At 43.7% G+C, this 12,010-nt stretch carries 9 protein-coding genes; 2 read left to right on the top strand and 7 right to left on the bottom strand.

Annotation, left to right across the window (positions count from 1 at the left end):
• Nucleotide 1 precedes the first annotated feature (1 nt).
• The 6 genes from hisG to CI960_RS08525 all read right to left on the bottom strand — a co-directional run bounded on the left by hisG (nt 2) and on the right by CI960_RS08525 (nt 7,589).
• A complete protein-coding gene (gene hisG / locus CI960_RS08550) occupies nt 2-853 on the bottom strand; it encodes an ATP phosphoribosyltransferase (RefSeq protein WP_005857196.1) in 852 nt (283 codons plus the stop codon).
• Between the two features lie 244 nt (nt 854-1,097).
• Nucleotides 1,098-1,439 (bottom strand): type II toxin-antitoxin system RelE/ParE family toxin, encoded by a 342-nt coding sequence (locus CI960_RS08545; protein ID WP_005857198.1) that lies wholly within the window; start codon nt 1,437-1,439, stop codon nt 1,098-1,100.
• A complete protein-coding gene (locus CI960_RS08540; RefSeq protein ID WP_005857200.1) occupies nt 1,429-1,692 on the bottom strand; it encodes a hypothetical protein in 264 nt (87 codons plus the stop codon). Before CI960_RS08540 ends, CI960_RS08545 begins: the two co-directional genes overlap by 11 nt.
• Before the next feature lie 54 nt (nt 1,693-1,746).
• Nucleotides 1,747-4,275 (bottom strand): M1 family aminopeptidase, encoded by a 2,529-nt coding sequence (locus CI960_RS08535; RefSeq protein WP_005857203.1) that lies wholly within the window; start codon nt 4,273-4,275, stop codon nt 1,747-1,749.
• 9 nt (nt 4,276-4,284) lie between these two features.
• A complete protein-coding gene (locus CI960_RS08530) occupies nt 4,285-4,740 on the bottom strand; it encodes a DUF4268 domain-containing protein (protein ID WP_005857205.1) in 456 nt (151 codons plus the stop codon).
• Nucleotides 4,740-7,589, bottom strand: coding sequence for a pitrilysin family protein (locus tag CI960_RS08525; RefSeq protein ID WP_005857207.1), 2,850 nt, complete (start codon nt 7,587-7,589; stop codon nt 4,740-4,742). Before CI960_RS08525 ends, CI960_RS08530 begins: the two co-directional genes overlap by 1 nt.
• 142 nt (nt 7,590-7,731) lie before the next feature.
• Between CI960_RS08525 and CI960_RS08520 the strand changes: the two genes are divergently transcribed.
• Nucleotides 7,732-8,901, top strand: a complete 1,170-nt coding sequence (locus CI960_RS08520) for a mechanosensitive ion channel family protein (RefSeq protein WP_005857209.1) — start codon at nt 7,732-7,734, stop codon at nt 8,899-8,901.
• A 69-nt stretch (nt 8,902-8,970) separates the two neighbouring features.
• Nucleotides 8,971-10,266 carry a mechanosensitive ion channel family protein gene (locus CI960_RS08515; protein ID WP_005857211.1) on the top strand — a complete coding sequence of 432 codons (1,296 nt, stop codon included), beginning with the start codon at nt 8,971-8,973 and terminating at the stop codon, nt 10,264-10,266.
• Between the two features lie 215 nt (nt 10,267-10,481).
• On the opposite strand, the gene CI960_RS08510 is transcribed toward CI960_RS08515, so the two are convergent.
• Nucleotides 10,482-12,002 carry an MBOAT family protein gene (locus tag CI960_RS08510; protein WP_005857213.1) on the bottom strand — a complete coding sequence of 507 codons (1,521 nt, stop codon included), beginning with the start codon at nt 12,000-12,002 and terminating at the stop codon, nt 10,482-10,484.
• Nucleotides 12,003-12,010 lie beyond the last annotated feature (8 nt).

Here is a 12,010-nt window from a genome sequence, read left to right as displayed (position 1 = left end):
ATTATACAATCATTTTCTCGATCGGAAGCACTAAGATACCTTCAGCCCCCAATGATTTTAGTTTACCAATAATTTCCCAGAAATGCTTCTCGGCGATCACGGATTGAACAGAGACCCATTCATCGTTCGCCAAAGGCGTGATGGTCGGGCTCTTCATGCCGGGAAGCACCTCGATAATCTCATCCAGCTTTTCTTTCGGAGCGTTCAGCAACACGTACTTCTTGCCCTCGGCGACTTGAATCGCCTCGAAGCGGAATAGAAGCTCATCCAAGATCTCCAGTTTCTCTTTGGATAGATTATTGTTGGCGATCAATAAAGCCTCACAAGGAAGGACTACCTCCACTTCTCTCAATTGATTGCTTACCAAAGTGCTACCAGAGCTTACGATATCAAAGATAGCGTCCGCCAGACCAATGCCCGGGGCGATTTCCACGGAGCCACTGATTACATGAATATCCGCCTTCACGCCTCTCTCCTCTAAGAAAGACCGTAGGATCACGGGATAGGAAGTAGCGATCGTTTTTCCCTCAAACCACTCAGCCCCCTTATATTCCTCATCTTTGGGGATCGCTAAGGATAGACGGCACTTACTAAAGCCCAGACGCTTGATCAATTTCGCCTCTTGCCCTTTCTCCACGTACTCGTTCTCTCCGACAATACCAATATCCGCCACACCGTTAGCCACAGACTGAGGAATATCATCATCACGAAGGAACAATACCTCTACCGGAAAACCTTTTGCCGATAATAACAGGATGCGTTTGCCCCTGTTTAGTTTAATACCCGCTTCTTCAAGCAACATCATGGTCTCGTCGTACAGACGGCCTTTCGATTGTACCGCAATTCTCAACATAACTATATCTTATTTTTATATTATAAATATCAACAAAAAAAGGCTTACCGCAAAACGGCAAGCCTTTATCTTTTTATCATGAGTACATACATACCATTCAGCCCACCGAACTATTGCCCGCTGTAATGATGATGGTGATATAATGTAGTCGTTATTTTCATTTCTTTTGTTATTTACGTCGCAAAGTTACAATAATAATTGAAAGAACAAATATTTCTGACAAAATATTATCACAATATCTATATTACTTCAATCCGTTCTTACGGAGCAACTCTTCTATCTCTTTCAAGCTTATAGATTCACGTTCTGCTTTGTCGTAGATGTAGAGCAAGTTGATCTCTGTCTCATCGATGGCTACCACTACCGTAAAAGAGATAACCCTTGCCCCACCGCTTTTGCCTCGTCCTTTGGAAGAGATACGCATACGGATCTTACGAAGGCCGTTGCCGAGATCGGTCCCCAAACGAGGATTTTGTTCCAACTCGCCAAGTAGTTTTTCATAATCATCAATGAAAGAGGCATAATGCTTCCGCAAACGTTTCGCTTCCTTCTTAAAGGAGGCTAAGACTTCTATTCTATATTCCATCTCTCATTTCTTTTAAGAAATCTCTCGCCGATTGTTTCCTCCCGGCAATCATGTCTTTCAGCCCGGCATCAATCCCTGCCAAGATCTCTTCCTTGCTGATATATTCCGTTTCTTCCTCTTCGGCTTTTGTCCTAATTTTATTGTTCAGCTTTTTCAGATAGTTCTTCACACGGTTGAGCGTGTCTTTATCATCGATGCTTAACAATTCTTCGACCAACTCCATCTTTAGGCATTTTAGTTCCATTGCCGTCATACAAATGCTCCTTTCTTATTAATTCGTTCTCAAGGACAAATATAATGATTTACTTTAATACAAATGACTCGCTTGCTGCTTAATCTTATTGGAAAGCATCAAGGGGAAGTCCGGATGCGCGGTAAAAAACGCGTCAACTTCTTTCCGAGCTTCCTTCGATGTATGGGCGGAAAGCAAGGAGCGAACCCAAGCGGTGGGGAAAAAGATATCGCCAGTCCGCTGTACTTCCGGCATCGCTTCCAAGGCCGGACGGATATAAGCGACCGACTCTTGTTCTCGCAGGCGATGGTTCAAATGAGCGAGAGCCGAAGAGGCCCATGGCTCCACCCTACGATTCCCGGCGATCAACAAGGAAGCGAAGACACTGTCACGTTCCTCTTTACGGGGCGATACGGATGGGGAGATAAATTGATACTCCTTCTTCCGGTCCGGATTCTGTATGCGGGATAATTGCGTAGCGATAATCTTATCCGCTTTTTCCGGCAAATGCATCGCCAGCATATAGGATAAGCCAATATAATCACTCTCGCTCAACGTACAATCTTTCGGAGCTTTCCGTTCCTGCCATAACGTATACAGACGTTGTACCGCCTCCTCTGAATCCGCTATCGAACGATACAAACGAAACGCCTGCAAACGATGTTGGGATACGGGATTCGTTGTCACGATCTTCCACAAGACCTGTTCCAACGGACGAGAATCCGACGGGAATATCCGCTGGCAATCTCCTAAATAGCTTAAAGCCATCGAGAACAATAAAGAATTAGACTCATTCGGTAAATACGCTAACATCTCTTCACGGAACCCTTGCGGAGAAATCGTTTTCCAACGAAGATTCTCATAAAGGGTAATCAGCAAAGATCCCTTCAACACCTCATCTTCCGATGAGCGAAGCACGGACCATAGACCGGAAGACTCCCCCTCTGTTATTTTAAAGAAGCCATAACCACGCCCATTTATATTCGGAAGAATGACACAATTTCCATTCGGAAGAAAACTTAATTTCATTCGGAAGGAATCAGAGTTTCCTTCGAGAGAAACCGGGATTTCTTCCGAATCCGTTCCACAGATCACCCGATAGGTTAATTCTTGCGGCCATTTTAAACCCCGGCCCAACGGATCACGCTGCTCTACGACCAACTCGCCGTCCTTAACCGAAGCCGTAATCTCCGGCATACCCTTCTGATTCACCCACACCTCACTCCAAGCGGCCAGATCCTCTTCCGTATATTTATTCAAGATACGGATCAAGCCCTCCCACGTAGCGTTCCCATACGCATAAGTAGTCAAGTACTCACGAATTCCCTGCTGGAAAGCGTCTTCTCCCAGAACACGTACCAACATCTCCATAATCACGGGAGATTTATCATAGATGATATTTCCATATACCAAACCGGCGTTCCGCAAATTATCCAAATCTTGCTTGATCGGATTCGCACCTGACGTACGGTCTTCCGAATAAGATGCGGGAATATAATCCCGAATAAAATTCAACCGGTGATTCACGTCCGGATATAAAGGTTCTACGATACGGGAAGCAAAATAATTAGCGAAAACCTCTTTTGTCCATACATCATCAAACCATTTCATCGTTACATAATCGCCAAACCACATATGAGAGGTTTCATGTGCGATCAAGGAACTCCGACTCAATCGCTCATTTAAGGTAGGATGCTCATCCAGAAACATCCGGCGATCCGTATATAAAGTAGCACCCGTATGTTCCATACCCCCATATTGGAAACCGGGTAAGATAATCACGTCATATTTAGCGAAAGGATAAGGAATACCAGTAAAGTCTTCCTGCCATTCCAACGCATCGAACACCTCGTCGGCGATGGCTGGGCATTGAGCGATCTTTTTCGGATCCGTCTCCCGATGATAAATAGAGATATCCCGCCCGTTCCGGGAATAAACCTCCCGAGTCAGTTTACCGGCCACGAATGAGAACAGGTAGGTACTAAGCGGTTCCGTCTCCTTGAAAGAAATACGATTCCGACCGGAGACGCTCGTACTATCCGTTTGTGTGATAGCGCCATTCGCCACAGCCTGCCAAGTGGAAGGAACTTCCAAGGTCAAGGTAAAAAACGACTTCATATCCGGCTGGTCAAAACAAGGGAATACCGTACGTGCCCGGTCCGGAACCAATAACGTATACAGGAACTCATCCCGTCGATTCAAGGATTGATCCGCCGGAGTAAAAGTGATCGCTACCCGGTTCTCTCCCACCGCTACCCAATCTGAGGCAATCACGATATGCTCATCTTTCACTTCATAGGGAATATCTCCTCCGTTCAAGGTTACGGAGGTCACTTGCTCCGGTTCTCCGCGGAAATCAATAATAAGCGGCTGTTTCTCGTCTAATCGCAAGGATAGCTCCACTTTTCCCCGGATCGCCTCGTCACGAGATTCCGGGATCGAGAAGAAAAGATTATAACGGACATTTGAGAAATGCTCCTTCCGGAATTGAGCTAGCTCAAGGCTCACACCGGGCCGGGACAAACCGGCCTCATCTTGTTTAACAGAGCTACAAGCAACCAGACCGGACAGTACGCAAGCTCCGATAAATACCTTTAGATTCATATCTCGTAATTATTCTCTTAAGTATTCTGCTATACCCATAAAATTTCGTTCCAACAAATACATCTGGCTAGCCATAAAAGTGAAAAAATCTCCCCAATGCGCTCTCCGATGCAAATCCAATCCTTCTTTTGCTACATAGATACGGGCCACTTGTCGGCCATTCTCACGGACAAAACAAATATCCCAGATCAAGCCTTCGGGAAAATCCTGTTCCAACGTCTCTTTATACCAAGTCAGGCGCTCAAACATTTCCAGACGTAAATCCTCGCTACGGTGGTTTACCTCAAGAATAACGTAAGCCCCTTGGCGGTTCGCGTCGAATTTCAACTCAACGCCCTTTACCTTCGTATCATATAATGTCCAAATTTTCTTACGCCCCCGCAAATAGGGTTGCACCTCACAAAAAGCGGCGAAGCTTTCCCAAAACTCCAATTTGAGATTCTTCAGTTCCTCCTTACTATACATTACCTATAAATGTCTTTCTTTGTTACCTTAACGATCTGTCCGAATTTAGAGAGTTTCTCCATATCCATACTCTTTGAATTACCGACTATCGCATATATCATTAAATGATCTTGTATATTCTCCCTATAAAAACGAAGGATATCCTCCATAGTCATCCGATCGATAACCTCCAGATAATCCTTGTTCGGATCGCTCTCGTACCCTTCACGCCGGAAACCGGCGATCTTCAAGGAAAGGGAGCGACTAGTAGGATATTCATTATTCACCCAATTACGAATCGTCTGCTTCACCGACTCCACCCGTTCCGGACGTTCCGGCATATCATGCACCAGATTCTCCAACACTTCCATCGCATCGATCATCTTATCCGTCTGTGTAGCCAATTTCATCACGAAACTAGCGGGCTTCTCCGATCGATTCAAAGGAGGATGTTTCAAACGGGCATTTACTTGATAAGCGAACGAACGAAACTCACGGATCTCCTGAAACATCAAGGATGACATATCCCCTCCGAAATAAGCGCTAAACAACCGGGAAATAGGACGATCTTCCTTAGCCTTCAACGGATCGATATACATATAGGCATAGATTATGCTTTGCGTGACATCCTCCATGTCCATAAAAAAGACAGTCGGCTTATCATACGTCATAAGATCACGGATATAGGGAGAGTTCGATGGAATACTTACCTCCTCCAAGGGTAAATGCTGCTTGATCTGCCGGGCAGCCTCCTCCATAGACAATGTACCACAATAATGCAGGTTACAAGCGACCGAACGTACCTTACTGAAAGTGTCCAGCAACATCTTTCCTTTTAGTTTCTTGATTTCAGCGAACGATAATTTAGTCAAATAACGGGATTGCTCCCCAAATTTGACTTTCTCTAACAGCATATCGGCTACGTTCTCGCTGGAATTGAACAACGATTTCTCCGTTACCTTCGCCTCGTCCACAATCTGCCGTAACTTCTTGTCATCTGGCTTGGCGTGCCGCAAGAAATCGCCGACCAAAGCCATTGTTTGGGTAAAATGCCCATCGAAACCATTCACCACCACCAGAAACTCAGAATCCGTGGAATCAAAAGTCAATGTACTACCAAGTTCCTGCAATTTACCCCGAAAGACCTCAAAAGACATCGACTCCGTCGCTACGAAAGGTAGATAAGCGGACAATTTATCAAGATCACGAAGCTCCAACTGCCCCACTCCATAAGATAGTGTCAGCGAGAATATATCATTTACGGAATTATGAGTCTTATACAACGTGACAAGCGGACGCAAGGATACGACCTCGGCGTCTTTCTCAAAATCGAGAAAATGCGGTTTCAATTCTTGTACGGGTATCTTTTCCAGACGTTCCACATAAGCGGAGGAAGCATCAGAGTTCTTCGGTATAATCGGTGAATAATCCGGCTTGGGTAAGATCGTTTTCGGATAGCGTCCGGTCTTCTTCGTGACGTACATATAATTCTCCGTAAAATATTTCTTGGCGACCTCAATCACGTCTTCTCTCGACAAGGCATCGATACGGGTAACCTCATCCAAATAATCCTGCCAGCTTTTCCCTTGAGAGAAAATACGCATCATCACCTCGGCCCTTGAGTTTATGTCTTCCAATTTGGAGGCATATTCACGTTTCTGCTCCAATTTCAAGCTTTGAAACATCTCATCGCTAAAATCCCCCTCCTTAATGCGGTTGATTTGTTTCCATACTAATTTCTCGGCTGCCGCATAGGTCTGGAAAAAGAACTTCGGAAATACCAACAAGCCTAATATTCCAGCCTCATTCATACTTTGGTTAACCGCCATCGCACCCATCACCTTATGATCTACCGTCAGCTTATCCAAAAATCCCGTACCATTGGAGTTATTCAATAAAGATACGGCGATATTGAGCGCAACTTGATCCGGATGATTCGCGGGAACTCCCCGGAATCCCAATGCCATAATTTTCACGAAAGGCATAGGAATACGTACGCTCACCTTCTCCCGTCCCTTGAATGGCGGTAATGTAACAATATCCCGGTGAGGCGGCTTCCCTTTTCGTATCCGTGAAAAAGTAGATTCCAAGATTGGCAAGACCTCCTCCGTATCGAAATCCCCGCTTAAGATCAATCCCATATTGGAAGCGACATAGTATTTCTCGAAGAACCGGCGCATCTCCGAAAGACGGGGATTCTTCAAGTTCTCCGCACTTCCGATAATCGGATAAGCATACGGATGCGGATAGAAATAACGCTCTGTCAATTTCTCGATGGCGACACTAGCCATCGTATCTCCATACATGTTCTTTTCCTCATAGACCGTCTCCAGCTCACTCTGGAAAAGACGAAATACGGGATTTACCAAACGCTCACTATTGATCTCGGCCCATTGGGAGATATATTGCGGAGAGAATGTATTGAAATATAATGTATAGTCGTAAGAAGTCCCGGCATTCAACTTCGTACCACCGAAACGAGAGATCAACCGGTCGAACTCATTCGGTATTACATACTCAGCGGCACGTACGCTCAGGTCGTTAATGATTTGCTGCAAATGGGCACGCATCTTGGGATCCTCGGTATCCGCCAAAGCGTCATATTTCTCGGCGATAATGTCCAGCAAGACTTTCTCGGACTCATAATCGATTGTCCCGATCTTATCCGTTCCTTTAAACATCATATGCTCGAAATAATGCGCGATACCTGTGTTAGGGGAATCTTTAGCTCCGGCTTTTACAACTACGGCTCCGAATATCTTAGGTTGGCTATGGTCCTCATTCAACCATACCGTCAAATCATTACTTAATTTATGCTCTCGTACCTGTAGAAAATCTGAGGTTGACAACAGAGATCTCATGGAATCCATTTAAGTTTATATTATTTCACAAAGATACATTTTTCAATTGGATTAATACGCTTACATTTACAAGCAATCTTAACAAAAGGGCAAATTTAACGTAGGATTGAACCTATTTTTAAGAGTAGTGTTATATCAAAAAACGATTATTATGATAAATTTAGGTAGTTGGATGAACAAAGTCCTCACCGGATGGGGTGTAGACGAGAAAATAGCGAACACATTTGACGAGGCGATCATCGCCATCTTACTAGTGGCGGTCGCTATCGGATTAGATTATTTATGCCAAGCTATTTTTGTCGGAGGGGTACGTAGTATCGTTAAGCATACGCATTATAAATGGGATACGTTATTAATTAAACGTAAGGTCGTACATTATCTCGTACATACGATTCCCGGCATTTTAGTATATGCTTTGCTCCCGATGGCTTTTATCCGAGGAAAGGAATTATTATTCATTTCCCAGAAGATTTGCGCGGTCTATATCATATTTTCCCTGCTGTTAGCGCTCAACGGTCTTCTCTTAATGATGTTGGATTTGTTTAACCAACAGGAGAAAATGAAAAACAGGCCGATGAAAGGTTTTATACAAGTATTACAAGTGCTTGTTTTCTTCGTTGGCGGCATTGTCATTATAGCGATTCTCGTCAATAAATCCCCGGCTACCCTTTTCGCCGGATTAGGTGCATCGGCAGCTATTCTTATGTTGGTCTTTAAAGATAGCATATTAGGTTTCGTGGCAGGTATACAGCTTTCGGCGAATGATATGTTGCGCCCCGGCGACTGGATCACGATGCCTTCTGCCAATGCGAACGGTATTGTTCAAGAAATAACCCTAAACACCGTGAAAGTTCAGAACTTCGATAATACGATCTCGACAATCCCGCCTTATAATCTAGTGAATAGTTCTTTCCAAAACTGGCGCGGGATGGTTGAGTCTGGAGGACGCAGGGTTATGAAGTCCATTTATCTCGATTTGAATACGATCAAGTTCTGTACGCCGGAGATGCTAGATACCTTCCGCAAGGAAATTCCTTTATTAGCGGATTACCAACCGGATAAGGATGTAGTACCTACAAACTCCCAAGTATTCCGTGTATATGTAGAGCGTTATCTGACAAGTCTTCCTGTCGTAAATCAAGATTTGGATTTAATTATCAGCCAACTTCAATCCACGGAATATGGTGTTCCCGTCCAGATTTATTTCTTCTCCCGGAATAAAATATGGAAAGAATATGAACGGATCCAGTCGGATATATTCGACCATTTCTTCGCTATGATTCCTAAATTTGAATTGAAAGTATATCAATATTCAGACTAAAGTACGTGTTCGGATTATTTTTCCTATCTTCGTCTCCGGATTGTCTACTTAAAGTTTAAAATCGTATTTATGAGCAAGATACAAGAATGGGTATATAATTTATTAGTTCAAATGGGGTTGATAAGCGAAAATTCCAGTTACCTAGACAATATAGTGATCTTATTACTTATTATAGCCGTCACCGTTGGGATCGATTATAGTTGCCGGTATATTTTCCTAGGTATGTTCAAACGATTAGCGAGGAAGACGAAAAATCAACTGGACGATTTAATCGTGGATCGTAAGATCATTAATAAGATGATGCATATGATCCCGGCCATATTGATTTATATATTGTTACCATTCGCCTTCTCAGCCGAAGAGACACCGAAGATTTTAATAGTACTCCAAAAACTTTGTCAGATTTATATCATAGCGGTTTCTTTAAGGTTTATAAACGCTTCCTTAAATCTGATCCACGAGATCTATAATAAAAAAGATTCCTTTAAGAACAAGCCGTTAAAAGGCTTCATACAGATCTTGCAGGTTACGGTTTTCTTTATTGGAGTGATATTGATTATCAGTATTCTTATCAATAAATCCCCGGTTTCTTTACTGGCCGGATTGGGTGCGTCTGCGGCTATCTTGATGTTGGTCTTTAAGGATACGATCTTAGGTTTCGTTGCCGGCATCCAATTATCCGCCAATGATATGCTCCGGGCCGGAGACTGGATCACGATGAGCAAATATGGTGCGGACGGCACGGTTATCGAGGTGACATTGAACGCCGTGAAAGTAAGAAACTTTGACAATACCATCACGACCATCCCTCCTTACGCCTTAGTAAGCGACGCTTTCCAAAACTGGAGAGGTATGAGCGAATCCCCGGGCCGCCGTATCAAGCGCTCTATCAATATCGATATGAACAGCGTACATTTTTGTACCCCGGAAATGCTAGAGAAATTTCGTAAGATCTCTCTTATCACGGATTACATCGATGGAAAAGAACAGGAATTAGATGAATACAATGAAGAACATCATATCGATAGTTCCATTTGGGTGAACGGACGTAGACAGACAAATCTGGGAGTCTTCCGTGCTTATCTCGTACGTTACCTAAGAAGCCTCCCGGAAGTAAGTAAGGAATTAGTCTGCATGGTAAGGCATCTACAACCGACTGATACAGGTATTCCCATCGAACTTTATTGCTTCTCATCCAATAAGGTATGGGTCGAATATGAAGGAATTCAAGCGGATATATTCGACCATGTACTTGCGGTAATACCGGAGTTTGGGCTAAGCGTATTCCAAAATGTATCCGGGGCGGATTTGAAGAATATCATCATCAAACTTCCCGTCGGCTCACAACCCTCAGAGTGTTTCTAGAAACTCATGTACATGTTTTTCCGGAAATGATAGGAACACTCTAAGATGTCAAAAAAATATCTTAGGTGCATCGGCCGACGATCCTAAGATACTTCGCCAGTGAACCTAAGATACTTTGCCTATGAAATCAGTATCGGTGTAGCCTTACGGCACTAGTGGTGTAGGGTTGTGCCTATACTGGCGTGAGGCTATGCCGATATACGTGTTTGTCACTCTTAAAATTGGAAATAAATAAACGGCTGCACTCCCGCGCTCTTAAACTGAACAACAATGAAAATCGCTATCGCCAATATAGCGGCCTGTATCAATAAAGGGGAACGAGTCACGATTTCCCTCAAGACATCCTCAGAGCGTTTAGGCATAAAATGCAGCACATAACCGATCACCATCAACGCGAACACCCCTTTATATCCTGAGACGAATTGCATGAACACCTCCGGATGAAAATTCGTGAAGATCTGGCTCAGCATCTCTCCCACGGCTTTCATCGAGGTAGCTCGGAACAAGATCCATCCGAAACAAACCACATGGAAAGTAATCAGGACACCTAATACCCGTCGCCAAGGTTTCATCTCGCATCCTAAGGCCTTAAAGCTACTGAAATGCCCCATAATGAACTTATGCGCAGCCAAAGCTATACCATGTAAGGCTCCCCATAAGATGAAACTAATGGAAGCCCCATGCCATAACCCGCCTAGCAACATCGTTATCATCAGATTCATATAGGTACGAATCTTCCCCTTCCGGTTCCCCCCTAAGGATATATACAGATAATCTTTTAACCAAGAGGAAAGGGAGATATGCCAACGACGCCAAAACTCGGTAATCGTAGCCGATTGATAGGGAGAGTCGAAGTTTATATTAAAGCGGAATCCCAACAACAGAGCGATACCGATCGCCATATCCGAATAACCCGAGAAGTCACAATAAATCTGTAGCGCATACCCATAGACACCCAATAAATTCTCCACACCCGTATAAAGCAACGGAGCGTCAAAAATACGATCCACGAAATTCATACTGATATAATCCGAGATAACCGTTTTCTTGAAAAGACCACATAAGATAAGGAACAATCCCTCACCAAACTCAGATCGCGTCACCGTAGGATTCTTATACATTTGAGGGATAAAATCCCGGGCACGAACGATTGGCCCGGCAACCAGTTGAGGAAAGAACGATACATAGAAAACATAATCGATCCAACGGCCGAGAGGTTGGATTCGTCCCCGATAAACATCTATCACATAGCTTATACTCTGGAAGGTAAAGAAAGAGATTCCTACCGGAAGGAAGATGTTCATCTTAAGCCATTCTCCCCCGGCGGCCATAGTAAACAGTTCGCCTAGGAAATTGAAATACTTGAAATACCCCAGCATACCTAGGTTTATGCAGAGACTAAGCGTAACGAATAATTTACGTTTTAATACCGATGTCGTATGCGAGATACATTGCGCTATCAAGAAATCGGAAGTAGCCGTAAATACCAGCAGCCCGAACCAAAGTCCACTACTTTTATAATAGAAATAAAGGGAAAACAATGTCACATAAATAATACGAGCCAACGTATGTTTCCTTAGCGACATATAAATCATCAGGAAACCGATAAACAAGAAGAAGAACAACCCGCTACTAAACAAGATCGGGGCATTATGATGATACGTCAGGATATCTCCCAGTTTCTCCCACGTGAATTGATGATTACTAAGCCAATCTCTAAGTATATTATATTCCATATAAAATT

The organism is Parabacteroides sp. CT06, assembly GCF_002257605.1.
GTDB lineage: Bacteria > Bacteroidota > Bacteroidia > Bacteroidales > Tannerellaceae > Parabacteroides > Parabacteroides distasonis.
The sequence above is the reverse complement of the archived record's forward strand: the minus strand, read 5'-3'. Positions and strand labels throughout refer to the sequence as shown.

Bases quoted from the DNA above. Each gene is read 5' to 3' on its own strand.
- hisG (WP_005857196.1), bottom strand. From the start codon at position 853: ATGTTGAGAATTGCGGTACAATCGAAAGGCCGTCTGTACGACGAGACC.
- CI960_RS08545 (WP_005857198.1), bottom strand. From the start codon at position 1,439: ATGGAATATAGAATAGAAGTCTTAGCCTCCTTTAAGAAGGAAGCGAAA.
- CI960_RS08540 (WP_005857200.1), bottom strand. From the start codon at position 1,692: ATGACGGCAATGGAACTAAAATGCCTAAAGATGGAGTTGGTCGAAGAA.
- CI960_RS08535 (WP_005857203.1), bottom strand. From the start codon at position 4,275: ATGAATCTAAAGGTATTTATCGGAGCTTGCGTACTGTCCGGTCTGGTT.
- CI960_RS08530 (WP_005857205.1), bottom strand. From the start codon at position 4,740: ATGTATAGTAAGGAGGAACTGAAGAATCTCAAATTGGAGTTTTGGGAA.
- CI960_RS08525 (WP_005857207.1), bottom strand. From the start codon at position 7,589: ATGGATTCCATGAGATCTCTGTTGTCAACCTCAGATTTTCTACAGGTA.
- CI960_RS08520 (WP_005857209.1), top strand. From the start codon at position 7,732: ATGATAAATTTAGGTAGTTGGATGAACAAAGTCCTCACCGGATGGGGT.
- CI960_RS08515 (WP_005857211.1), top strand. From the start codon at position 8,971: ATGAGCAAGATACAAGAATGGGTATATAATTTATTAGTTCAAATGGGG.
- CI960_RS08510 (WP_005857213.1), bottom strand. From the start codon at position 12,002: ATGGAATATAATATACTTAGAGATTGGCTTAGTAATCATCAATTCACG.